The organism is Polycladidibacter hongkongensis, from assembly GCF_001561995.1.
GTDB classification, from domain to species: Bacteria; Pseudomonadota; Alphaproteobacteria; order Rhizobiales; family Stappiaceae; genus Pseudovibrio; species Pseudovibrio hongkongensis.
The window spans coordinates 146,357-170,395 of the sequence record NZ_LLWC01000010.1 but is presented as its reverse complement, the minus strand read 5'-3'; the positions used below and the strand labels follow the sequence as shown (position 1 = coordinate 170,395).

Sequence of the window (24,039 nt, the reverse complement as noted above, 5' to 3'; positions counted from 1 at the left end):
AAAGTGTAGTGCAATTAGTTTAGTAGAGCGTGGGTTTTGCTTATGTCACCAATAGAGACATCCTTAGAAACTACTAGAATTGAATTGCCACCAGAACGACATTTCGGTCTTCTCTTCTTTGCAATTTCGGCAGGTTTGGCCGTATATTTCTATTTGCAAAGCTTGAGTAATTACGCTCTGGCATTTTTGTTTCTGGCAGTTTTCTTTCTCGCATCTGCTTGTTGGCGGCCATCTGCCCTAAAGCCACTGAACAAAGCCTGGTACCATCTGGGAGTGGTGATCGGCATGGTTATCTCCCCAATTGTATTAGGCCTTCTGTTTTACGCCTTGATATCCCCGGTTGCCCTGATCCTACGTATGTTTGGGCGTGATGAGTTGCAGCTAAACAAAGGGGTATCCTCCAAAAGCTCTTACTGGCGTGAACCGATCAATAAAATTTATTCGGAAAACTTTTTCAAACGGCAATTTTGAGGTGCTTGATGTCCTTTATCTCAGAGTTCTATTCCTTTTTAAAAGAACGGCGGAAACTATGGTTGGCCCCGATAGTGTTCCTTCTTCTTCTGTTCGGAGGCGCGCTCGTGCTGGCGCAAGGATCTGTTGTAGCGCCTTTCGTTTATACGCTCTTCTGAGGTGTAACTATGAATATTCTTGGAATTTCAGCGTTTTACCACGATAGCGCCGCGTGTCTCTTGCAAGATGGGAGGATATGTGCGGCCGCTCAAGAAGAGCGCTTTACCCGTAAGAAGCATGACGCCACTTTTCCTAGCAATGCGGCTCGCTGGTGTTTAAGTCATGCCAATCTGGAACCAGAGCAAATTGATGCTGTTGTGTTCTATGATAAGCCATTTTTAAAGTTCGAGCGGTTGTTAGAAACTTATTTTGCTTTCGCACCTAAGGGGTTCTTGAGCTTTCGAAAGTCCCTTCCGGTGTGGGTAAAAGATAAACTGTTCCAAAAAAGGATGATCACTGCCAACCTGGAAAAAGCGTTTGCTTGTAAACACGATTGGAATGCAAAGCTACTCTTTTCTGAACACCATCTCAGCCATGCTGCGAGTGCTTTTTATCCCTCTCCCTTTGAAGATGCGTTGGTATTGACCGCCGATGGGGTCGGCGAATGGACAACCACCTCTGTTTACTCCGGTAGCAACACACAGTTACAGCCAATAAAAGAATTGCGATTTCCTCATTCGCTCGGCTTGTTGTATTCCGCTTTTACCTACTATGCGGGCTTCAAAGTTAACTCAGGAGAATACAAGCTCATGGGGCTTGCCCCGTATGGTCGCCCAGTCTACGTCGATCTCATCAAGGATAATTTGATAAGTATCGCTGACGACGGAAGTTTTCATCTTGATCTAAGCTACTTTGATTATTGTACAGGGCTAACCATGACAAACGAGCGTTTCCATCGCTTGTTTGGAGCTCCCCCACGAAGTGGCGAGGCAAAAATTCATCAACGAGACATGGATATCGCGGCATCGATACAAGCTGTCTGCGAAGAGGTATTGCTAAAACTTGCGTCCTCGCTTCAGGCCGAAACCGGAGCAAGAAACCTATGTCTAGCGGGTGGGGTTGCCCTTAACTGTGTTGCAAATGGACGCCTGATTAAGGAAACTTCATTTGAAAATGTCTGGATTCAGCCTGCCTCCGGCGATGCAGGCGGTGCTCTGGGTGCAGCATATGCAGCGTTTCACCTGTACTTTGGTCGATCAAGACATGTAGCTACAGAGAACAAGCCGCCCAATGATGCGATGAGAGGCAGCTATCTAGGCCCGGCGTACACACTGCAAGACACGAAAGCATCGCTCGATGCGCTTGGGGCATCCTATCACGAATGTAGCGATGACGAGTTACGCGATAAGGTTAGTGATGCACTTGTGTCAGGTTACGCGGTTGGCTGGATGCAAGGGGCAATGGAGTTTGGGCCGCGGGCACTGGGCGCACGTAGCATCATCGCAGATCCGCGTTCCGGCGCTATGCAAAAGCAGCTGAACCTAAAAGTAAAGTATCGTGAGTCCTTTAGGCCATTTGCTCCGGCTGTATTAAGTGACTATGCAGAAGAATGGTTCGACGTCTCTGGTGACAGCCCCTATATGCTTGTGGTCGCAAACGTATCTGATAAGCATAGAAGAGACATTAGTTTTGCTGAGAAGCAGCTCTTGGGCCTAGAAAAATTGCAAGTAGTTCGCTCAAGTATTCCAGCGGTAACTCACGTTAATTACAGCGCGCGCATTCAAACTGTACACAAAGAGACAAATCCCTTGTTTCACGATCTTCTGAGTGCCTTCCATGAAAAGACAGGTTGTCCTGTCCTTGTGAACACCTCTTTTAATGTCAGAGGCGAACCGATCGTTTGTAGTCCTGTTGACGCCTATAGATGTTTTATGGGGACCGAACTTGATTGTTTGGTGATCGGAAACTGTCTCCTCTTTAAAACTGAGCAAGATCAACAAAAGGCTACGCGCTATGAAAGAGACTTTGAGCTTGATTAACAAGCTGATGCGTTTGGCCGCATCCATGATCATTCTGGTTTGTATACTTGAGGCTGGGTCACTTATAATTCTGCAAGTGATTGGAGTAAATCTCCCATTTAAAGAGATTGTCGCGAAGAGAACTAATGTACATCTCAGCGTCACAGGCAAATGTGCGTTGCCTGAAAGCAACTTCAAGTTACACCCTTATCTTGCATTTACTTCCGGTCGGTGCTTTGAGGTAAATGAACTCGGGCTTACAGGGCGTCGTTTAGAGCGCGATAAACCTGGCATATTTCGTATAGGTATTGTTGGCGGATCCGTTGCAAAGCAGTTTGGCGGTTTGCAACTGCGAGAACCGGCTGCATTTGAGCAGCACTTGAATGAATGCTATCAGGCAAAAGGCTACGACGAAATAAGAATAATAAATTTTGCTGATGGAGCGTGGAAGCACCCTCAACAAAGCATAGCTCTTTTGCTTTGGGGGCAGGAGATTGATGCCGTGTTAGTATTGGAAGGTTTTAACGAACACTATAACCTTACAAACCTTATCGATTTTTCAGTTCCGGCAAGCACCTTTTTTTCTTTGGCAAATCGCGGTCCCCTTACCGCGATGTACATAGATGTTGTCGAAAGTGTTGCAAAAAGCAAAATTAGCTACAGCCACACTGTGAAACTAACAGCTTGGCTATTTGGAGAAACACTGAAACAGTTGCCCTCAGCCAGTGACTTACACAGCGCAAAAGACTTTGTTTATCGTGAACGTGCAGCCGTAAATAAGTCAGATGATCAACTTGCAAATGTCAAGGCATACAAACAGGCATTGGCAAACCTAAAGCAGTTATCAATAGCGCATCAGCTTCCGGTTGCTTTCGTTTTACAGCCATTTCCAAATGGTAAACATCTAACTCCCTATGAAAAACGTGTGGTCACATATATGGCCTCTGATAAGCACCTGCAACTCACAAGAGAGGTTTTCTCAAAAATAGAACCAGCTTTAGATGCGTCTGCTCTTTTCGAACACGAAGAACAAACAATATTTGGTGATCCGATTCACTTTAATAATCGGGACCAAGCATCTGGGAAAGAGGTAATGTTGGGTCATACGTACGGCGACCGGGTTTTGGCACGGCACATCGCGTCCTTCCTTGCTGAGCAACCAGATTGGCCGCTCAACGCGAAAGAGGCTTCATGTGGGGATGAGGCGGCCATATTTGCACATCATAAAAACCAAGGGAGCAAGAGCCAATAACACTTTCGAAGCCTTTAAATGGTTTTCGCGGTCGGACCGGCTCTTGGTATCATGGAGAATGCTTCGCGTCCGCCGCTGCCAAGTGCTTACCCTTTTGAGTGGCTTCGCTGGCGTGTCATAGTATGCGGGAATTTCCAGTATGTTCCAAGGGTTTGACCGCCAGCCAGCTAACCGTAGAGCAGGCTCAACAAGATTTGGTCTCGGGGGGGGGAGCTTTCAGTCGTGGCGATAGTGCCAATTGTGCTGTCTGTGGTTTGTTAAAGGCGAACAAGTCCCGAAAGCTGCTCCGGCTCGCCTATAAACTCCACACCTAGCTCATTGGCTGTGCGCCATCTGGTTTCAACTTTAACTTTTTGCCGAGTGTGAACCAAAAAAAGTTGAAACTCCTCCGGAATACCCTGAGTGCTTTCCATTTTGAGTTTAGCGCCAATAGCAGACAAGTCGCGGACAATGCAGTCATAGACAACGCTGTTATCTCCAAAAACAATGCGTCCTTCTTTCAAAGTACGTTTTCGTTGCGATTGGCGACGCTCACTATCTTCCATATCGACCTCAATCAATTTCAAACACTATGATAACGACCCTCCAAATCTTCTCCCCAAGAATCCTAGGTAAGTCGCTTTTATGTTTATTACATTCAGTGAAACGTGCTTTCAAGTTGTAGAACTCGTGTATTTGTCTTTGCTTGCGATTCTTTCATCAAGTAGATATGGTGTATTTATTATATGTAAGGGAGTGAAGTCTTGTATTTGCTGGCTTTGGGAATCCTATTATGTTTAGGTGTTCATAGCGTACCTATGTTTTCAAAACCCTACGCAGATTTGAAGGCGGCAAAAGGCGAAAAATCTATTGAGGGTGTCTTCGGCCTTTGTGCGATTGCAGGTCTCGGCCTGATTATCTACGGTTTTGGAGTGGCACGGGAGCAAGGGGGCAATGAGCTCTATTATACGCCGTTGTGGGGGCGCCATCTGGCATGGCTGTTAATGCTCGTTTCATTCGTTTTACTTGCGTCCGTCTATCTCCCAGGCAACATCAAGCGTATCGCAGTACATCCCATGATATCGGCTGTCATTTTGTGGGCGCTCGCGCATCTATTGGCAAATGCGGAAAGCTATGCGGTCCTTCTTTTCGCGTCATTCCTTGTCTGGGGCGGTGTCGACAGAGTGTCTGCCCAAATACGGCAACCGCAGGCATCGGGCATCCCCAGTGGGAAAAAAGCGCTTAGAAATGATTTCCTAGCCGTGATCACTGGCAGCCTGTTGTATCTTGCTTTTACGATGAAATTGCATGAATGGCTTTTTGGGGTGAGCCCGCTTTAGCTGATAAAAAGCGCCATATGGAGGCTTAGGCGACAACAAAATTGCAAATGCCCATGAAATGCGCCATAGCACGCCCTCAGCTTATGAGGGGGATTCGATGACTTATGTTGTGATTGGCATGCTGGCGCTCATCGCCGTACACTGCGGCCTCGCTGCGATAAAGCGCAACAACACGCTGGCTAAAAAACAAAGGGGCATGTTTACTGGCATCGCTCATTTATTGTCGACACTGGCATTTATCCTCGTGATCTACGGGGTTCACATTGCCCGTGAAGAAGATGTGATGCCACTATACACACCGATTTTCCAGCTCCGGCATCTGGCGTTTCTAATTCTGATGCTGGCGGCCATTTGCTTCTTTGCCACCTTTTTCAAAGGGAGGATATACCACTTGTTGCAACGCCCTCTCCTTGTTTCTCTTGGGCTTTGGGCTGGGGCGCACCTTTTGGTAAATGGCGAACCCTACGCAGTGGCGATCTTTGGCGGCACGCTCGTCTGGCTGATTGTTTCGCTGCTAACATATGCGCGCAGCGCTAAACAAACCTCTGTTGCAGAGAAAAGCAAGGCGGCGTTATGGCGCGCTGATGCGCTCGCGGTGGTGTGTGGCCTTGCCTTTTACGGGATAATGTTTAAGCACCTGCATCAACTGCTGATCGGTGTTCCTGTCATTTAGGCCCATTTTGGCTACCATTGTGATCAGGCAGCATAAAAAACGGCACCCAAGACAACTTGGGGGCATAAAGTGAGCAGAGCCTGATGCAAGGCTGGGGATTAGTCGTCTCTGGGTTGCATTTGTGTTGCCCTTGCCCAATTTGCGCCATTAAACCATTGGAAGGGTGGGCAGAAGCTGTTTGCCATGCTGCCACAGAGGCAGTATTGTGGCGCGCAAACCGGCTTTTGTTTACAATTAGCCATAATTTTGTACGACGCGTGCAACAGGAAGTAACATGTCCGATATTTTCCGCGAGGTCGATGAAGACGTCAGAAACGAACAATTTTCTCGTTTGTGGAAACGTCTCTCCCCGATCATTTATACAACTGCTGCACTGATCGTTGTCGGCACCGCTGGCTATAAAGGCTACTCCTCCTATGCAAAGTCACAGGCCGCCTCGTCAGGGCAGGTCTTCCTTGAAGCGGTAAAAGCATCCGATGCGGGCCAGCATGACGAGGCAATTGCCAAGCTGGAAACACTAGAGGATGCTGCAGGCGGCTATCCTATGCTGTCGAAATTCCGCATAGCAGGTGAATTGGCCGCAAAAGGCGATAAAGCCAAAGCCGTCGAGCTGCTAGACGCATTGGCAGGCGAGAGCGGCAACGCACCATTCTACCGCGCTCTGGCCTCCGTGCGCGCCGCGTATATCCTGCTGGACAGCGAAACACCGATCCAGCTTCAGGACCGCCTTAGCGCACAGCTGCAACCTGGCGCGACGATGTATTTTCCAGCTTTGGAAGTGATGGCAGTGGCCCACTACAAAGCAGGCGACTTCACCAGTGCTGCCAAATACCTCACTGACATTGAAGAGGATGCGACCGCGCCAAGCGATGTGGCTAGCCGCGCGCGCATCTATCTTGATTTGATTGGCTCGTCCAAAGAGCCTGCAACCTAAGGGAAATATGGCGTGACACGTTCCAAAGGTCTTTCCTGGCAAAAATTGCTTTGCATGACTGTGGTAGCCTCTGCATTGGCGGGCTGTTCTTCGCTTTCCGGCCTCAACCCGTTTGGGGAGAAAGAGGAATATCTGGAAGGCGAGCGAAAGCCTGTTTATCAGACATCCATAAACACCGCGGCAAATGCGGCCAAAACCGCCAAGATTGGCAAGCCATCAGGGGGCAACAGCTGGGTGCAGGCCGCCGGTCCACACTCTAACAACCCCGGCAACGTGTCCATGAATGTCACCGGTGCTGTCGTTTGGCGCAAGGCCATGGGCGGGGGCAAGCTGAATGTCTCCGGATTCGGTTCCGCGCCGCCACGGGCTGCAGCCCGGCCCGTTTCCGATGGCAACCGCATCTATGTCTACAAGCAAAACGGTGATCTGCTGGCTCTGAACACCGGTGGCGGCCGTGTCTTCTCGCGGTCACTCCGCCCCGCTGATGAAAGCGATGTGGCCGCAGGTGGCGGTGCAGCGCTTGATGGCGGCAAGGTGTTTGTTGCCACGGCTTATCGCCAGCTTTTTGCGCTGGATAGCTCCGGCAATCAGCTCTGGGCGGTCGATCTGGATGTGCCCGTTCGTGGCGCACCTGCCGCATCCAAAGGCGTTGTGATTCTGGTGAATCAGGACAATGAGGTTCAGGCCTATTCGCAGGTGGATGGTGCCTTGCAGTGGAGCTTCGCCGGCATTAGCGAATCTGCGGCGCTGCTTTCCTCGTCCAATCCCGCCATCGTCGGCAATACGGCTATTATCCCGTTCTCTTCAGGGGAGATTGCTGCCATTGATATCAAATCCGGGGAGCCAAAGTGGATTGAGACCGTGGCACGGTCCTTCCGTGTGCGCGCGCTTTCTGGCCTCTCCGATGTTTCCGGTTCTCCCGTTGTCGCGGGCAACACGGTGGTTGCCACCTCCGTTTCTGGTCGCACCATCGCTATTAACATGAAATCCGGCGAGCGCATTTGGGAGGCGGATTTGGGTTCAGTCCATACCCCGGTTGTCTCAGGCTCCAGCGTCTTCCTTGTTGGTCTTGATGACACCATGCGTGCGCTGGACCTGAAGACAGGCGCGCTGCTGTGGACGGCCGCGCTGCCAAAAGGGCAAAAGGACAAAGCCTCCACCAACTGGGCCGGTCCGGTTCTTGCCAATGGCAAATTGGTGGCTATTTCAAACAAGGGCGTTTTCGCCTCCGTCGATGCAAAAACTGGTACACTTGAGACCACCCGCAACATTAGTACAAAAGTATTTGTAACTCCTATTGTTGCAGGAGGCCGCCTAATTGTGCTAACCGGCGACGGACAAGTTGCAGCGCTGCAATAGCGCTGCAAGAATTCCCAAGGAGAATACGCGTGACTGCGACTGTCGCCATTATTGGCAGACCAAATGTTGGCAAGTCGACGCTCTTTAACCGCCTTGTAGGCAAGCGCCTTGCGCTTGTTGACGATTCCCCGGGTGTAACCCGCGACCGCAGGTCCGGCGATGCACGTCTGGGGGATCTGCGTTTCAAGATCGTTGATACGGCTGGACTAGAAGAGGCCGATGCTTCCTCTCTGGAAGGGCGCATGCGCTCGCAAACCGAAGAGGCGATCAAAGAGGCCGACGCGATCCTGTTTCTGATCGATGCACGCGCAGGCTTGATGCCACTGGACAAAACCTTCGCCAATTTGCTGCGCCGCACGGATACTCCGGTGATCCTGTGCGCCAACAAAGCTGAGGGCAAGGCCGGTGAGGGCGGGCTCTACGAAGCGTTTCAGCTTGGCCTCGGCGAGCCACTGGCTGTTTCTGCCGAGCACGGCGAAGGCATGGCCGACCTCTACCACATCCTCAAGCCGATCGTTGAGGAATTGGAAGAGGAAAGCTACAGCGAAGACGTTGCTCTAAGCGATGTGGATGTGGATGATGACGACCCGGAGGAGGACGACGAGCAGGTGGGCACCACCGAGCGTCCTTTGCGTGTTGCCATCGTCGGCCGCCCCAATGCGGGCAAATCCACGTTGATCAACACCATGCTCGGCGAAGAGCGCTTGCTGACAGGTCCGGAAGCGGGGATCACCCGCGATTCCATTTCCGTTGAGTGGACGTGGAACGATCATCATCTCAAGGTGTTTGATACCGCTGGAATCCGCAAACGCGCTCGCGTGCAGGAAAAGCTTGAAAAGCTCTCTGTCGCAGATGCTCTGCGGGCGATCAAATTTGCCGAAGTGGTCATTCTGACTTTGGATGCCACTTGCGCCTTTGAAAAACAGGACCTGCAAATCCTCGAGCTATGCGCTCGCGAAGGCCGTTCCATCGTCATCGCGGTGAACAAGTGGGATCTGGTCGAAGATCGTGATGCGGCGTGGGAGCACCTGCGCGATTGTCAGGAACGGTACCTCAACCAGTTACGCGGCGTGGAAATCGTCACGCTCTCCGGCATACACGGGCAGGGCGTTGATCGGTTGATGCAGGCCGCATTCCGGGCCTATGGCATGTGGAACCGCCGTGTGGGCACCTCGCAGCTTAACCGCTGGCTCGATGGTGTTCTGGTGCACCATCCGCCGCCTGCTGTCTCGGGCCGCCGTGTGCGCCTGCGTTACATGACGCAGGTAAAAACCCGGCCACCGCATTTTGTGGTGTTCTGTTCACGCCCCGAGCAGCTGCCGGAAAGCTACACCCGCTATCTTGTGAACGGCATCCGCGAACGCTTTGACATCAAAGGCACGCCGGTACGCCTGTCGTACCGCAAAGGGGACAACCCCTACGCTGGCAAGAAAAAGCGTTAGTTTTGTACAGTTAAAAAGGCTCCTGATCGTATATTGGTCAGGAGCCTTATTCATAGCCCGTCACACGCACGACGTATGGCCGCGCTACGTAATTTCCCGCTTGTAAAGCTTGGGGCGCTGTGCCAACCGTTTTTAGCACCACCGAAGTACATTTTACGCCGCAACCGCTGCCTATCCTCCCGATCTTATTGCAGCCGCGACGTTACTTTGGTGGTTCGCGCAAAAGAATAGGAAAAACCATGACCGATGCACGCTTTGAATTTGCCTGCGCTACCGTTAAGCAGGCCGGCGCCTACGCGCTTGAATACTTCCACAATTTCGACTGCCTGAATGTGGAAGCAAAGGGTCAACAAGACATGGTGAGTGAGGCAGATCGCAACACCGAAACCCTTATCCGTGATGCCATTGCCAAAGCGTTTCCACAGGACGGTATCGTTGGCGAAGAGCATGGCCGCGTAACAGGCACAACCGGCTATACTTGGATCATTGACCCCATTGACGGCACGCAGAATTTTATCACCGGTATTCCCCAGTGGTGCGTTATCATTGCTTGCGTCAAAGAGGACGAAATTGTCATCGGCACCATTTTTGATCCCTGCAATAACGAGTTGTTCAGCGCGCAAAAGGGCAAAGGCGCTCACTTGAATGGCAAACCGATTTCAGCCTCCAAAAGCACGAGCTTGGCCTCTGGTAGCCTTGGCACAGGCTTTTCCTCCAAGGGTATTATCGATGAATCACTGGCCGCAATGAAAAAGCTCCTTAACGCAGGCGGTATCTATTTTCGCAACGCATCAGGTGGCCTCATGCTCTCCTATGCAGCTGCCGGCCGTCTGATTGGCTACATTGAGGACCGCATGAATTGCTGGGACGCATATGCAGGCCTGCTGATTGCGACCGAGGCAGGCAATATTCTGGACAGCTTCGATATTGAAAAAGGCATGCAGCGGCCTCCGCGCATCGTTTTGGGCGCCCCCGGCGTCTATGAGGAAATCAAGAAGTTGGCCGACGCCACCCTGTCACTGCCTGAGGCATAACGAACTGGCCTCTAATGGAAAAGCACAGCCGCTAGCGGCTGTGCAAACGGCAAAAGCCCCCGCCAAGCGCTGCTTGACAGGGGCTTTTTCATTTTTCTTAGCAGCTTGCCCAAGGGCTAGCTGGAGAGTTGGGCAAAGCTGCGGATCTCGCCTGATGGATGGTCGTAGAGCTGCCCGTTGGCCTGAGAACCGGGCAAGCACAGCTTGGCAATCGCCGCTGCGATAGTGCTTGGGTGCGGCAGTGTCTCTGGATCCTCCCCCGGCATTGCCTGCGCACGCATACCGGTGCGCATGGGCCCCGGATTGACCAACATCGCCTGTACACTCGTTTTCAGCGTCTCATTGGCATAGGTGCGAACCATCGCCTCCAGCGCGGCTTTTGACATGGAGTAGGGACCCCAATACGCCTTGCACTTATGCGGCGCACCTGAGGAAAGGAACACTGCCCGCCCCGCATCCGATTGGCGCAGCAGCGGATCAAGTGAACGTAATAACCGCCAGTTCGCAGTTACGTTTACCGCCATAACCTCGTCGAACTTCTTCGGATCTATATGCGCCAGTGGGGACATTGGGCCCAAAATACCGGCATTCCCCACCAGAATATCGAGGCATTTGTGCCGCTCAAAAAGCGCCCCGCCGAGCCTGTCCAGCGCATCATAGTCTTTAAGATCCAGCGGAACCAATGTTGCTGTGCCGCCAAGGCCGCGGATCTCGTCGTCCAGCTCTTCCAGCCCGCCAACCGTGCGCGCTATCGCCACCACGTGGGCGCCACGTTCTGCCAACTCACGCGCAACGAAATATCCAATGCCGCGCGAAGCGCCTGTCACAACCGCTGTGCGGCCTTGCAAGTCTTTATCGCTCATAACTTAGCTTACTTCCACAAGACGCGGACGGCTGCGATTGTCCCCGTCATCATTCAAATCTGTAAGGGCTGTCGGGTAATCCCCGGTAAAGCAATGATCGGTGAACTGCGGATTATCCTTGTCCCGCCCATCATAGCCCATTGCTTTGTAAATGCCATCAACCGAGAGGAAGGCAAGCGTATCAGCGCCGATGTAATTGCGCATGCCCTCAAGATCGTATTTGGCGGCCAGCAGCTTTTCGCGCACCGGCGTATCAATGCCATAATAATCGGAGTAGCGGATTGGCGGCGATGCCAAGCGGAAATGCACTTCTTTTGCCCCCGCCTCGCGGATCATCTGCACGATCTTTAGCGAGGTAGTGCCGCGCACCAGACTATCATCCACAAGCACGACCCGTTTGCCCTCAATCTGCGCTCGGTTTGCCGAGTGCTTGAGCTTTACGCCAAGTGTGCGAATCTGCTGGGTTGGTTCGATAAAGGTACGCCCGACATAGTGATTGCGGATAATGCCAAGTTCGAATGGGATGCCACTTTCCTGCGAAAATCCAAGCGCTGCTGGAACACCGGAATCAGGCACCGGTACAATCACATCCGCGTCCACACCGGTCTCATGCGCCAATTGCTTCCCGAAGGCCTTGCGCACATCGTAAACAGTGCGACCGCCAAGGACAGAGTCCGGGCGCGAGAAGTAGATGTATTCAAAGATACATGGCCGCGCCGGGCGCTTGCCAAAGGGGAAGTAACTCTCGATGCCTGAAGGGGTACAGACCACCACTTCGCCATTTTCAACTTCGCGGATGAACTTGGCGCCAATGATATCAAGTGCGCAGGTCTCGGAGGCAAAAATCGGTGCGCCGTTCAAATCGCCGAGTACCAGCGGACGAATGCCCAAAGGATCACGCGCACCAATCAGCTTTTTACGCGTCAGTGCGACCAGCGAATACGCGCCTTCCATCTGCGAGATGGCCTCGATAAAGCGATCAACAATCTTCGCTTCGCGGCTCTTGGCCACCAGCTGCAACACCACCTCAGAATCAGAGGTTGACTGGCAAATCGCCCCGTCTTTGATGAGCTGTTTGCGCAAAGACATGGCATTGGTGAAGTTACCATTGTGACAGACGGCGATGCCACCACCATCGAGCTCGGCGAACAATGGCTGCACATTGCGTAGCACCGGCGCACCTGTGGTCGAGTAACGCACATGACCAATGGCGTAAGCGCCTTTCAACGCATCAATGGTATCTGCGTTGGAGAAGCTGTCTCCCACCAGCCCAAGGTGCCGCTCGGAGCGAAACTGCTCGCCATCATAGGTGACAATACCTGCCGCCTCTTGGCCGCGGTGCTGTAGCGCATGCAGCCCCAAAGCTGTAATCGCCGCCGCATCTTCATGGCCCAGTATGCCAAAAACGCCGCATTCTTCCTGCAGGGTGTCGCCATTCAAATCCGTGAGCATCTCTTCAAGCGTGGGGGTCATAGGCTTTTCGCCGCCGCTCATGGCGTACTCCTTCAGTTGTGCATGTTAGGTGGCTATTGGCCACCAGTCTCGCTCAGTTGCCCGATCCCTTGCCGCTCGGCGGCCGAGTATCCGGCTTCCTCGTCGCGTCCCTCTGTATTTTTTGGTGCGCTGCCTTGTTTGAACTGATCCATGATAGCTTTTTCCGGGTCGTCGGGCAGGGCGGACACCAGCGCGTTGCCAGTGCTCTCCAGAAGGTGCCGCGATTTGGCCTCGAAAATCCAGGTAGGTTGCTTCTCCTCTGGCACAAACCAGTTGAAGAACAACAGGGCCACCACCATCAGCAAAAAGCCGCGGGCCGCTCCAAAAACAAAGCCTAAAGACCTGTCCAGAGCGCCGATGCGGCTGTCTAACACAAGATCCGATAGGAACATAGTAATAAAACTAACCACAATGAGTGTCAGCACAAACACCGCGCCAATGGCGATGATGGTCGCCAAAGTACCCTCGCCAACATAAGGCGCAACCATAGGTTCAACCGAACCGTAGAAATAATAGGCGCTAACCGCTGCGGCCACCCAAGAGGCGATGGAAAGGACTTCCCGCACAAACCCTCGCACCATGGCAAGGAAGGCGGACAACAGCATGATAACGAGCAAAATCCCGTCAAGTAGCGTGATCGGCATGATCAGCCTCTATTCTTTTGTGTGTCGCCGCGCGGGCAAGAGCCCCTGCCTGCGCAGCCCTAATGAATCTTAAAAGATAAACCTCGCTGCCTTTTTAAGCATTTGCGAGCGTTTGTCCACTGGAGGCCACACTGGCCACCAATTCGGCAAGTTCGCCAAGTCCGCGCGCCATCTGCGGCGTGCCGTTGGCATCCTTGAGATTGGCTTCCGGTACCACCGCAGCACTAAAGCCCAGCTTCTGCGCTTCTTTTAACCGGCTTTGTGCATGCGCCACCGGCCGGATTGCGCCAGAAAGGCTGATTTCCCCAAAATAGACGTTTTCAAGCGGCAGGGGAGCCCCAGAAAGCGAGGAGATCAAAGCTGCGGCCACCGCAAGGTCCGCCGCCGGCTCATTTATGCGCAAGCCCCCCGCCACGTTCAGATACACATCATGCTGGGCAAAGCGCACCCCGCAGCGCGCCTCCAGAACGGCCAGTATCATCGACAGTCTGGCATTGTCCCAGCCAATGACCGCGCGGCGCGGCGTTCCCAGAGGTGAGGGCGCCACCAGAGCCTGAATTTCCACCAATAATGGACGGGTTCCCTCAATTCCGGCGAACACAGCGGCCCCGGGGGAGGTAGCGCTCCGCTCTCCCAGGAACAAAGCCGAGGGGTTTTTCACCTCGCGCAGCCCCGTATCGGACATTTCAAAGACGCCGATCTCGTCCGTGGGGCCAAAGCGGTTTTTTACGGCCCGCAAAATGCGATACTGGTGCGCCCCGTCCCCTTCAAAATAGAGCACGCCGTCCACCATATGCTCCACTACCCGCGGTCCGGCGATCTGTCCGTCCTTGGTCACATGGCCAACGATCACCACCGTAGTGCCGGTGCGCTTTGCAAACCGCACCAATGCCTGAGCCGAGGCGCGCACCTGTGTCACCGTTCCGGGCGGCGAATCCACCTGATCGGTCCACAAGGTCTGGATACTATCGAGAATCACCAGTGCCGGTTTTTGCCCCTCTTCCAGTGTCGCCAGAATATCCTCGACACTGGTTTCGGCAGCAAGCGCCACCGGCGCTTCGCGCAGGCCCAACCGTTCGGCGCGCAGGCGCACTTGCCCCACGGCTTCCTCACCGGAAATATAGACCGTGTGATGCCCCTGCTGCGCCAGTACGGCACTGGCCTGTGTCAACAACGTCGATTTGCCAATGCCCGGATCGCCGCCCACCAGCAGCGCGGAGCCCTTGACAAACCCGCCCCCAGTCACCCTGTCAAGTTCGCCAACACCGGTAACAATGCGCGGCGCTTCGCGGGTCTCGCCCGCAAAACTTGTCAGCGGCACCACGCGCCCGCGAGACCGTTTTGTTGAAGCGGGACCGGCGCCAACACCGCTATCTGCACGCTCTTCCTGAATGGAATTCCACTCGCCGCAGCTCTCGCAGCGCCCTTGCCATTTGGCGCTCACCGCCCCGCAAGACTGACAGACATAGGAAATCGCCCGTTTTGCCAAGATGGCACTCCTTGAGTTTCGTGTTAGACGTCGTGGGTATAGCGATAAGAACGCTGGTACCGTGCGCCAAGGCCTGTCAGAATCTCGTAGGATATGGTCTGCGCGCCATGCGCGGTGCTATCCACCGGCACTTGCGGCCCGATAACCTGTACGATGCTCCCCCGCTTGACCAAGTGCGCAGGTACATCGCTCACATCAATCATCACAGTATCCATTGAAACGCGTCCAAATACTGGCGCCTTGTGCCCTTCGATACTCACTATCGCCGGCTTTTTTCGCCCTGTAGCACCGCTTGCGGCCCGTAAATAGCCATCGGCATAGCCAAGGTTGATGGTCGCCAGCCGTGTTGCCCGCTTGGCCACTTGCGCGGCGCCGTAGCCTGCGCTTTCTCCTTTGTTCAGCTCGTTCACTTGCAAGACCTGTGCCTCAAGTTGCAAGCAATCGCGCATTGGATTGTCATGCTGCGGTGTCGGATTGCCGCCGTATAGCGCAATGCCTGGGCGCACCATGTCCATTTGATAATTCTTGCCAAGGAAAATACCGGAGGAGTTTGCCAAAGAACGCGGCACACTATCAAACCGGTCCGCTAGAGAAGTAAACTTTTCTAGCTGCTGCGCGTTGAGGGGATGGTCTGGCGTTTCTGCACAGGCCAGATGCGACATGATCAGCCGTAAATCAATGTGCTCCAGCGCTTCGCCGTGTTCATCAAGGGCGAACACTTCATCGGCGCTCATTCCAAGCCGCTTCATGCCACTATCAATATGCAATGCCGCGGGCAGGCGCTTGCCTTCCGCGTGGCAGTGGCTGGACCACTCGAGTAATTCCTCAAGCGAGTTGAGAACGGGGCGCAGCGCATGCTCATGGTAGAATGCAGCCGCCCCCGGCACCAACCCGCTCAGCACATAGAAAACCGCGTCAGGCGCCATGGGCCGCAACCGCGCCGCCTCTTCGGCAAATGCGACGAAAAACGTGTCCACGCCTTCCCCATAAAGAGCATTTACAACTCGCGCAGCGCCAAGACCGTAGGCATCGGCCTTGACGACCGCAGCGCAGATGCATGCGGGGTTCAGCTGGGTTTTAAGCTTACGCCAATTGGCGACAACAGCTGCAAGATCAACTTGCAAGCGGGCCGTGGTGCTACGGCGGGGCAGGGGGCGAGCCGCTGACATCTGGGTAGGGTACTCCAAAACAAAACCGGTAATCTGGGGAAGATTACCGGTGTTCACGCGGCACATAAAGCCGCAATTTGCCGAATTGATGCCTATTCCATAATTCGATCAGGAATATGCGCATTATCTGCAAGGTCAGAGAAACGGGTAAACTCCCCTTGGAACTGCAAATCGACAATGCCGGTAGGGCCGTGACGCTGCTTGGCAATAATCACCTCGGCGCGCCCCTTCAGCCGCTCCATATCCGCCCGCCATGTTTCATACTCTGGCGACCCTTCCGGCGGCTCCTTCTTACCCATGTAGTATTCTTCACGATAAACAAACAGAATAACGTCCGCATCCTGTTCGATCGAGCCCGATTCACGCAAATCTGACATTTGCGGCCGCTTGTCGTCGCGGTTCTCCACCTGACGCGACAGCTGCGACAAAGCGATAATCGGAACATTTAACTCTTTTGCCAAGGCTTTTAGGCCAGTGGTGATCTCGGTGATCTCTTGTACGCGGTTACCTTGGTTCTTGGAGGAGCCGGTTAGCAGCTGAATATAGTCTACAATTAGCAAATCCAGCCCTTTTTGCCGCTTCAAACGCCGCGCTTTGGACACGAGGGCGGCGATCGAGATACCACCTGTCTGGTCCACATGCAGCGGCACATGCTGCATATGCTGGGTGGCTGCGACCAGTTTCTCAAAATCGGCCTCGTTAATGTCACCACGGCGAATCTTGGAGGATGAAATCTCGGTCTGCTCGGAAATAATACGGGTTGCCAGCTGTTCAGCACTCATTTCCAGCGAGAAGAAGCCAACCACGCCACCATTCACGGTCTTCAGCGTGCCATCCGGCTGTTCTTCCGCCTGAAAAGACTGGGCAATATTATAGGCGATATTGGTGGCAAGCGAGGTCTTACCCATCGCCGGGCGCCCGGCGAGCACCACCAGATCCGATTGCTGCAAGCCACCCATGAGCCGGTCAAGGTCACGCAGACCGGAGGATATTCCCGAAAGCGCTCCGTCACGCTGATAGGCCGCCGCAGCCATTTCAATCGTTTGCGTTAGCGCACTGCCAAAATCAACAAAGGCGCCTTCACTCTTGCCGCTTTCCGCAAGTTCGTAAAGCCTGCGCTCTGCAGAATCAATTTGCTCGTCCGGCGGCATATCAATGGGCGCATCAAATGCAACATTGACCATGTCTTCGCCAATGGTGATCAGGTTGCGGCGTACCGCCAGATCGTAAATTGTACGGCCGTAATCTTCGGCATTGATAATTGTGGTCGCATCGGCGGCCAAGCGCAGCAAATACTGCGTGGCGCTGAGATCTGCGATCTTTTCGTCATTACCAAAAAACGTCTTCAGCGTAATGGGAGAGGCAATCTTGCCAGCGCGGATCAGGGCTGAACATTTCTCATAGATGTCTTTATGTGGCTCAAGGAAAAAATGCTGTGGTTCCAAAAACTCCGAAACCCGGTAGAACGTTTCGTTATTGACGAGGATCGCCCCGAGCAATTGTCGTTCTGCTTCGGCATTGTGCGGAACCACGCGTAGGTTTTCCGCTGCCGTTTCTAGTTTTTGTACCTTGCCCGTCATAATGCCCCTCTTGCCGCTAGGCAACTTGGTTACCCCGTCGCACCGGCAAGGGAAAGAGGGTACAGGGCAACAAAATACAGTTCTTTAACAACATTAGATCAGCGGGGAAAATTAACGGTTGCCAATTGACATTAACCACCCGTTAAACGCGCCAGAAATCACAGGTCCGGCGAATTTTCTCGAAATATATCATAGAGATACCAAGAGTCTCTTGCCCTTCTGATCTGCTTAGAGATTCGTTATTGGCTAGAAAAAACAATGCCTTTTAAGGGGAGCGTTGTCCCTAATAAACTGGGTACCTAGAAATCAGGGAGTATTTGCCCAAGGGGAAACCGGCGGGTGCAGGTCGGCAGTGCTTGGATCTGTCTGCAACCAGATGCAGGGGCGACAAAAAATATTTTGCCTGCGTACCATCACGCGTGGGGCGCAATCCTGCATTTCCACCCCCAACAAGAAGGGGGAGGATAGAATCAAAACAGGCGAGCCTGATAGAGGCCCGCCTGAATGATTTGATCAGCAAAAAGCTAGCAACAGTAGAATTACTCTGCTTCTTCCTCGTCAGCAGCTTCTTCTTCTGCTTCCTCGGTCGCTTCTTCGCCTTCTTCCAGCTCGTCTTCGTCTTCTTCAAACTCGAAGGCGTCTTCTTCACGGCCGGTCAGGTCTTCACCAGCTTCCTGGCGAACAGCTTCGTCTTCAGAACGTGCAACGTTCAGAACAACCTCAACCTCAACCTCTGGGTGCAGCGCGATAACAACGTCATGCAGGCCGATGGTTTTGATTGGTGCGCGCAGGGTAACCTGTGAACGAGCAACGGAGAAACCGCCATCGGTCAAAAGGCTTGCAATGTCGCGTGCAGCAACAGAACCGTACAGCTGGCCGGTTTCGCCAGCAGCGCGGATCGCTACGAACTTCTGGCCAGCCAGTTTTTCACCAACAGCAGCAGCTTCTTGCTTGCGCTCAAGGTTACGTGCTTCCAGCTGGGCGCGTTCGTTTTCGAAGCGCTCAAGGTTGGCTTTGTTCGCGCGCAGTGCTTTGCCCTGAGGCAGCAGGAAGTTACGGGCATAACCGTCACGAACGGTTACAGTGTCGCCCATCTGGCCCAGTTTGGCCACGCGCTCAAGAAGGATAACTTTCATGTCTTTGTCTCCTGGGAGTTGCTGTCCTGCATAAAGAACACCGATTAAGCGCTCACATGCAGTTAGGAGCCGCCTTTGATGAAAAGGTCCGTGGGCTCCAACCGGATTTCCACTCATTGCCATTTAACGGGCAAATATGAGGGAAGGAAAAAGGCCAGCTAAGCCGGCCTTTTTAAAGCATCACTCGTAAACTTACTTGATTACGAATGGCAGCAGGCCCAAGAAACGGGCGCGCTTGATTGCTTTTGCCAGCTCACGCTGTTTCTTTGCAGAAACGGCGGTGATACGGGAAGGAACGATCTTGCCGCGCTCGGAAATGTAGCGCTGCAGAAGACGGATGTCCTTGTAGTCAATCGCAGGAGCGTTTGCGCCAGAGAATGGGCAGGTCTTGCGACGACGGAAGAAAGGGCGACGTGCTGGAGAAGATTCAGCCATTTTCGATTACTCCGCTGCAGCTTCGGTACGACGAGGACCACGATCGCGGCCGCCCTGAGGGCGATCACCACGACGACGGTCGTCACGGTCTTTTTTCTGCATCATTGCAGATGGGTTCTCATCCAGTTCTTCAACACGGATGGTCATGAAGCGCAGAATGTCTTCGTTGAGGCGCATCTGACGTTCCATCTCAGCAACTGCAGCAGCAGGAGCGTCGATGTTGATCAGCACATAGTGTGCCTTACGGTTTTTGTTGATGCGGTAAGTCAGCGTACGCAGACCCCATGGCTCGATCTTGGAGACCTTGCCACCGTTTTCTTCCAGAACAGTTTTAAACTGTTCAACAAGAGCTTCTACCTGCTGGGTAGAAATGTCCTGACGAGCCAGAACCACGTGCTCATAGAGCGCCATGTGAAATGCCTTTCTGGTTGTGTATCCTCCGGTTTCGGCGCCAAGCCTCTTCGTGCGCTAGTGCTTCTAGGCGAGAAGTTTCTTAAACAAGAGCGGGAACACGGGAAGACGGAGACCGCATTCGATTCCTATGTGCAAGCAAAGCCACACACCTTCCTTTCAGCCCCCGGCCTGAAACCGGAAATGCGAGAGCGTTTATACTGTGAAAACCCAAAAACACAAGAGGTTCTGTTCAAAAGCGCCCTTTTTTCCCGTTTCGCCTTGACTTTTGCGCCGAACAGGGGCTCTTGTCCGCGCAAGTTGAATGGCAGTATCAAAGGCTGCGGACGCAAGGAAACCCTAGAGTCCTGCACAGTTTTTTAAGATTTTAAGGCCTTGGGTCCGGTACAAAAATCTGTTGCAACGAACGCTTGAATGCATGGCCCTTCGGGCAAGGATCAAGTGAAAAAAAGAGCACAGGACCCTTTAAACTTAGATGGGTACTGCCCATAGTTTGATGTAAGCAAAGCACGCCAGCCTCTACAAGGTCGTTCTCACTAAGGTGGCGTGTGATCGGCTCCGGCCAAGGCAGTCAAAACGCGCAAGCGCGCCGCCTACTGCTGTGGTTCGAGCAAATTTGGAGATGTGACCATGAGTTATGCATTTACTTTCCCTGGGCAAGGTTCCCAGACAGTTGGTATGGGGCAGGAGCTGGCAAGCCAGTTTCCAGAGGCTCGCGCCGTCTTTGCGGAAGTAGATGAGGCTCTGGGGCAGTCCCTGAGCAAAATTATTTGGGAAGGGTCGCAGGAAGAGCTGACCCTGACTGCGAACGCACAACCAGCGCTTATGGCAGTGTCGCTGGCAACCATAGCCGTACTGAAAGCCAAAGGGCTTGACCTTGCCACAACGGCAAAGTTTGTTGCCGGCCATTCCTTGGGTGAATACTCCGCTCTTGCAGCCGCAGGTACCTTCACCATCGCTGATACAGCCCGCCTGTTGCGTACCCGTGGTGAGGCCATGCAAGCAGCCGTACCCGTGGGCGAGGGCGCTATGGCGGCGCTGCTGGGGCTGGACTTTGATGCAGCGATGCAAGTGGCGGAAGAGGCAGCTCAAGGCGAGATCTGTCAGGCAGCCAACGACAATGGCGGCGGACAGGTAGTCGTCTCCGGCCATAAAGCCGCGGTTGAGCGCGCTTGTGAATTGGCAAAAGCCAAAGGCGCACGCCGCGCTGTCATGTTGCCTGTATCCGCGCCATTCCACTGCACACTGATGCAGCCTGCCGCCGAAAAAATGGCCGAGGCCTTGGCAAACGTACAAATGCAAGATCCTTGCGTGCCATTGGTGGCCAACGTTCTTGCCGCGCCAATCACCAGCGCCGACGACATCCGCACACGCCTTGTTGAGCAAGTCACCGGCACCGTGCGCTGGCGTGAAAGCGTTTCTTATATGGTAGGCGCAGGCGCGAGCACATTGGTTGAAGTCGGTGCTGGCAAGGTGTTGTCCGGCATGGTGCGCCGCATTGAAAAATCTGCAGCCACAGCAGCGCTGAATTCTGCTGAAGACATTGACGCCTTCGTTGAGGCCGTTAACGCTGCCAGCTAAGCTGGCGCTCACATCGTTTACTGAGTTTAAGGAAGCCGAGGAGATAAGCGGCATGTTTAATCTGGAAGGCAAGAAAGCCTTGGTAACCGGCGCAACCGGTGGCATTGGTGCTGAAATTGCAAAAAGCCTGCACGCGCAAGGCGCTGTTATTACTCTTTCCGGCACCCGCACCGAAAAGCTGGAGGCACTGGCAACCGAGCTTGGCGAGCGCGCCCACATTAAGGCGGCCAATCTGTCAGACCGTGCCAGCGTGGACGAGCTGATCCCGGCAGCGGAAGAGGCCATGGGCGGCCTTGATATTCTGGTCAATAATGCCGGTATTACCCGCGACAACATCTTCATGCGTATGAAAGATGAAGAGTGGGATCAGGTGCTGGAAGTCAACCTGTCCGCCACTTTCCGCATTTGCCGTGCGGCCATTAAAGGCATGATGAAGCGCCGTACCGGCCGCATCATCGGCATTACTTCCGTCGTCGGCGTCACCGGCAACCCAGGCCAGGTAAACTACTCCGCCGCAAAAGCGGGCATGATCGGCATGTCCAAATCTTTGGCGCGCGAAGTTGCCAGCCGTGGCATCACCGTCAACACCATCGCACCGGGCTTCATCTCCACCGCGATGACCGACGAGTTGAATGACAAACAGCGCGAATCGATCCTGACTTCTGTTCCGGCAGGTCGTCTGGGCGAAGCAGCAGAAATTGCCTCTGCTGCTGTGTATCTGGCATCTGATGAAGCTGCTTATGTGACAGGCCAAACCTTGCACGTAAACGGCGGCATGGCCATGATTTAACAAGGTTTGGCACTGCGGCAACAGTGCAAAGGAAGCCCGCTGGCGGGTGGCTAGTCAACGCAGATAAAGTGTGCTACCAACCCGCCAACTGCAGTTTTTTCAGAATTACGCCAAACGGCGCTGCTCTGGCGGACTGCAACCGTGGTTTCCTTTGGACGGGGTCAGGGAAGAGCGAAGTTTCGGCTTCCCAAACAGCCCCAAGTGTGCCAAACGGTGCCGAACCTAAGAATTCTGGACATAAATTGTCCGTTGAATAAACTAGCTTGAAAACCACTTGAGGACTAAAAATGAGCAACGTTGCAGAGCAGGTAAAGAAAATCGTCGTTGAGCATCTGGGTGTTGATGCCGATAAAGTTACCGAAGCTGCAAGCTTCATCGACGATCTGGGCGCAGACAGCCTGGACACCGTTGAGCTGGTTATGGCTTTCGAAGAAGCATTCGGCGTAGAAATCCCTGACGATGCAGCAGAATCCATCCAGACTGTTGGTGACGCTGTTAAGTTCATCAGTTCCAAGCAGGGCTAATCCCCCCTTGTGACGAATACGGTGAGCCGAGTGCGGCTCACCGTCTATTTCAGCTGCAAGCGGGCGCTTGCGGCCTTTTCTTTTTCTAAATGAGTGCAGAATATGCGGCGAGTCGTTATCACGGGTATTGGCATGGTGAGCCCTTTGGGAGCCACCGCGGAAATCTCTTGGAATAAGATTCTTGAAGGCAAAAGCGGTGCGGGGCGCATCGAAGGCTTCGAGATTGACGATCTTCAAACCAAAATCGCCTGTCAGGTTCCACGCGGTGACGGCACCGATGGCACCTTCAATCCCGACGACTGGCTTCCAGTCAAAGAGCAGCGTAAGGTTGATGACTTTATCATCTTCGCCATAGCTGCTGCTGACATGGCGATCGCGGATTCTGGCTTTGCTACAGAAACAGAAGAGCAAAAGTGCCGTGCTGGCGTGCTCATCGGTTCCGGTATTGGTGGCCTGCAAGGCATTGCCGACACTGCCATTACGATGGAGCAAAAAGGCCCGCGCCGCGTCAGCCCGTTCTTTATTCCCGGCCGCTTGATCAACTTGGCTGGTGGTCAGGTTTCAATCCGTCATGGCCTTAAGGGCCCGAACCATGCTGTGGTCACCGCCTGTTCCACTGGTGCGCACGCCATTGGCGATGCTGCCCGCCTAATCGCGCTTGACGATGCAGATGTGATGGTCGCAGGTGGGACTGAAAGCTCTTGCTGCCGCATTGGTATTGCCGGTTTTAACGCCTGTAAAGCCCTGTCCACTGGCTACAATGACGAACCGGAAAAAGCCTCCCGTCCCTACGATAAAGACCGTGATGGCTTTGTTATGGGTGAAGGCTCTGGTGTGGTTGTTCTGGAAGAATATGAACACGCCAAAGCCCGCGGCGCGAAGATCTACGCCGAAGTCGTTGGCTACGGCCTGTCCGGCGATGCTTACCACATCACCGCTCCAGCATCTGATGGCGATGGCGGCTACCGCTGCATGCAAGCCGCGCTGAAGCGCGCTGGCATAACCATGGACGATGTGGACTACATCAACGCTCATGGCACCTCCACCCCGCTTGGCGACGAGATCGAGCTCGGCGCGGTTGAGCGTCTGGCCGGCGACGCTGCGAAAAACCTCACCATGTCCTCAACCAAATCATCGGTCGGGCACTTGCTGGGGGCAGCTGGCGCCATTGAGGCGATTTTCTCCGCGCTTGCCATTCGCGATCAGGTCGCCCCGCCGACCATCAACTTGGACAATCCATCCATGGAAACCGCCATTGATTTGGTGCCGAACAAGTCCAAACCAATGCAGATCGACTATGCCCTATCCAACAGCTTCGGCTTTGGTGGGACCAACGCGTCTCTGGTATTGAAAAAAGTCGACGCCTAATACCTTTGTAATTGACGATTGCAACACATGGGTTGGAAGTCGCAAACTGCGGTTTCTGACCCTTTTTTTTGAGG

The 24,039-nt window shown here is 53.7% G+C and carries 24 protein-coding genes; 14 read left to right on the top strand and 10 right to left on the bottom strand.

Features of this window, described 5'->3' with window-relative positions; genetic code table 11:
• Positions 1-42 precede the first annotated feature (42 nt).
• The 4 genes from AYK82_RS05660 to AYK82_RS05650 are packed head-to-tail and all read left to right on the top strand — an operon-like array spanning position 43 to position 3,720.
• On the top strand, positions 43-471 hold the full coding sequence (locus AYK82_RS05660) for an SxtJ family membrane protein (protein WP_156453265.1): 429 nt from the start codon (positions 43-45) through the stop codon (positions 469-471).
• An 8-nt stretch (positions 472-479) separates the two neighbouring features.
• Entirely contained in the window at positions 480-629 is a 150-nt protein-coding gene (locus AYK82_RS18295; RefSeq protein ID WP_244265715.1) for a DUF5989 family protein, read from the top strand.
• A 9-nt stretch (positions 630-638) separates the two neighbouring features.
• Positions 639-2,489 carry a carbamoyltransferase family protein gene (locus AYK82_RS05655; protein WP_068312435.1) on the top strand — a complete coding sequence of 617 codons (1,851 nt, stop codon included), beginning with the start codon at positions 639-641 and terminating at the stop codon, positions 2,487-2,489.
• Complete coding sequence (locus AYK82_RS05650; RefSeq protein ID WP_068312432.1) at positions 2,464-3,720, top strand: hypothetical protein; 1,257 nt, start codon at positions 2,464-2,466, stop codon at positions 3,718-3,720. The genes AYK82_RS05655 and AYK82_RS05650 overlap by 26 nt, the downstream gene beginning before the upstream one ends.
• A gap of 257 nt (positions 3,721-3,977) precedes the next feature.
• On the opposite strand, the gene AYK82_RS05645 is transcribed toward AYK82_RS05650, so the two are convergent.
• A complete protein-coding gene (locus AYK82_RS05645; RefSeq protein WP_068312429.1) occupies positions 3,978-4,265 on the bottom strand; it encodes a PilZ domain-containing protein in 288 nt (95 codons plus the stop codon).
• Between the two features lie 198 nt (positions 4,266-4,463).
• Here AYK82_RS05645 and AYK82_RS05640 point away from each other — a divergent pair, with 198 nt between their 5' ends.
• The 6 genes from AYK82_RS05640 (at position 4,464) to AYK82_RS05615 (ending at position 10,481) form a co-directional block, all read left to right on the top strand.
• The gene (locus AYK82_RS05640) at positions 4,464-5,039 is read left to right on the top strand and encodes an NnrU family protein (RefSeq protein WP_082733771.1); all 576 of its coding nucleotides are present in this window, start codon (positions 4,464-4,466) and stop codon (positions 5,037-5,039) included.
• Positions 5,040-5,136: 97 nt separating this feature from the next.
• The gene (locus AYK82_RS05635) at positions 5,137-5,712 is read left to right on the top strand and encodes an NnrU family protein (RefSeq protein WP_068312423.1); all 576 of its coding nucleotides are present in this window, start codon (positions 5,137-5,139) and stop codon (positions 5,710-5,712) included.
• Between the two features lie 274 nt (positions 5,713-5,986).
• The gene (locus AYK82_RS05630; protein ID WP_068312420.1) at positions 5,987-6,646 is read left to right on the top strand and encodes a tetratricopeptide repeat protein; all 660 of its coding nucleotides are present in this window, start codon (positions 5,987-5,989) and stop codon (positions 6,644-6,646) included.
• Positions 6,647-6,658: 12 nt separating this feature from the next.
• Positions 6,659-8,005 (top strand): PQQ-like beta-propeller repeat protein, encoded by a 1,347-nt coding sequence (locus AYK82_RS05625; RefSeq protein ID WP_068312417.1) that lies wholly within the window; start codon positions 6,659-6,661, stop codon positions 8,003-8,005.
• 29 nt (positions 8,006-8,034) lie between these two features.
• On the top strand, positions 8,035-9,447 hold the full coding sequence (gene der, locus AYK82_RS05620) for a ribosome biogenesis GTPase Der (protein ID WP_068312415.1): 1,413 nt from the start codon (positions 8,035-8,037) through the stop codon (positions 9,445-9,447).
• A 239-nt stretch (positions 9,448-9,686) separates the two neighbouring features.
• A complete protein-coding gene (locus tag AYK82_RS05615) occupies positions 9,687-10,481 on the top strand; it encodes an inositol monophosphatase family protein (protein ID WP_068312412.1) in 795 nt (264 codons plus the stop codon).
• A gap of 116 nt (positions 10,482-10,597) precedes the next feature.
• On the opposite strand, the gene AYK82_RS05610 is transcribed toward AYK82_RS05615, so the two are convergent.
• The 9 genes from AYK82_RS05610 to rpsF form a co-directional block, all read right to left on the bottom strand.
• Entirely contained in the window at positions 10,598-11,344 is a 747-nt protein-coding gene (locus AYK82_RS05610; RefSeq protein ID WP_068312409.1) for an SDR family NAD(P)-dependent oxidoreductase, read from the bottom strand.
• Between the two features lie 3 nt (positions 11,345-11,347).
• Positions 11,348-12,838, bottom strand: coding sequence for an amidophosphoribosyltransferase (gene purF / locus AYK82_RS05605; RefSeq protein WP_068312406.1), 1,491 nt, complete (start codon positions 12,836-12,838; stop codon positions 11,348-11,350).
• 32 nt (positions 12,839-12,870) lie between these two features.
• Entirely contained in the window at positions 12,871-13,482 is a 612-nt protein-coding gene (locus AYK82_RS05600) for a CvpA family protein (RefSeq protein ID WP_068312403.1), read from the bottom strand.
• A 94-nt stretch (positions 13,483-13,576) separates the two neighbouring features.
• Positions 13,577-14,971, bottom strand: a complete 1,395-nt coding sequence (gene radA / locus AYK82_RS05595) for a DNA repair protein RadA (RefSeq protein ID WP_068312400.1) — start codon at positions 14,969-14,971, stop codon at positions 13,577-13,579.
• A 23-nt stretch (positions 14,972-14,994) separates the two neighbouring features.
• Positions 14,995-16,140: an alanine racemase gene (alr, locus tag AYK82_RS05590; RefSeq protein ID WP_172795192.1), complete on the bottom strand. Its 1,146-nt coding sequence runs from the start codon at positions 16,138-16,140 to the stop codon at positions 14,995-14,997.
• Between the two features lie 92 nt (positions 16,141-16,232).
• Positions 16,233-17,720 carry a replicative DNA helicase gene (locus tag AYK82_RS05585; protein ID WP_068312396.1) on the bottom strand — a complete coding sequence of 496 codons (1,488 nt, stop codon included), beginning with the start codon at positions 17,718-17,720 and terminating at the stop codon, positions 16,233-16,235.
• 539 nt (positions 17,721-18,259) lie between these two features.
• On the bottom strand, positions 18,260-18,856 hold the full coding sequence (gene rplI / locus AYK82_RS05580; protein WP_068312393.1) for a 50S ribosomal protein L9: 597 nt from the start codon (positions 18,854-18,856) through the stop codon (positions 18,260-18,262).
• Positions 18,857-19,048: 192 nt separating this feature from the next.
• Entirely contained in the window at positions 19,049-19,291 is a 243-nt protein-coding gene (rpsR, locus tag AYK82_RS05575; protein ID WP_068312390.1) for a 30S ribosomal protein S18, read from the bottom strand.
• A gap of 6 nt (positions 19,292-19,297) precedes the next feature.
• Positions 19,298-19,702, bottom strand: a complete 405-nt coding sequence (gene rpsF, locus AYK82_RS05570) for a 30S ribosomal protein S6 (RefSeq protein ID WP_068312387.1) — start codon at positions 19,700-19,702, stop codon at positions 19,298-19,300.
• 630 nt (positions 19,703-20,332) lie between these two features.
• On the opposite strand from rpsF, the gene fabD reads away from it, so the two are divergent.
• From fabD to fabF, 4 genes are all read left to right on the top strand, one after another.
• Entirely contained in the window at positions 20,333-21,283 is a 951-nt protein-coding gene (gene fabD, locus AYK82_RS05560; RefSeq protein ID WP_068312380.1) for an ACP S-malonyltransferase, read from the top strand.
• 52 nt (positions 21,284-21,335) lie between these two features.
• Positions 21,336-22,073 (top strand): 3-oxoacyl-[acyl-carrier-protein] reductase, encoded by a 738-nt coding sequence (fabG, locus tag AYK82_RS05555; protein ID WP_068312378.1) that lies wholly within the window; start codon positions 21,336-21,338, stop codon positions 22,071-22,073.
• Positions 22,074-22,360: 287 nt separating this feature from the next.
• Positions 22,361-22,597: an acyl carrier protein gene (locus tag AYK82_RS05550; protein ID WP_068312376.1), complete on the top strand. Its 237-nt coding sequence runs from the start codon at positions 22,361-22,363 to the stop codon at positions 22,595-22,597.
• A gap of 102 nt (positions 22,598-22,699) precedes the next feature.
• Positions 22,700-23,965: a beta-ketoacyl-ACP synthase II gene (fabF, locus tag AYK82_RS05545; RefSeq protein WP_068312373.1), complete on the top strand. Its 1,266-nt coding sequence runs from the start codon at positions 22,700-22,702 to the stop codon at positions 23,963-23,965.
• Positions 23,966-24,039 lie beyond the last annotated feature (74 nt).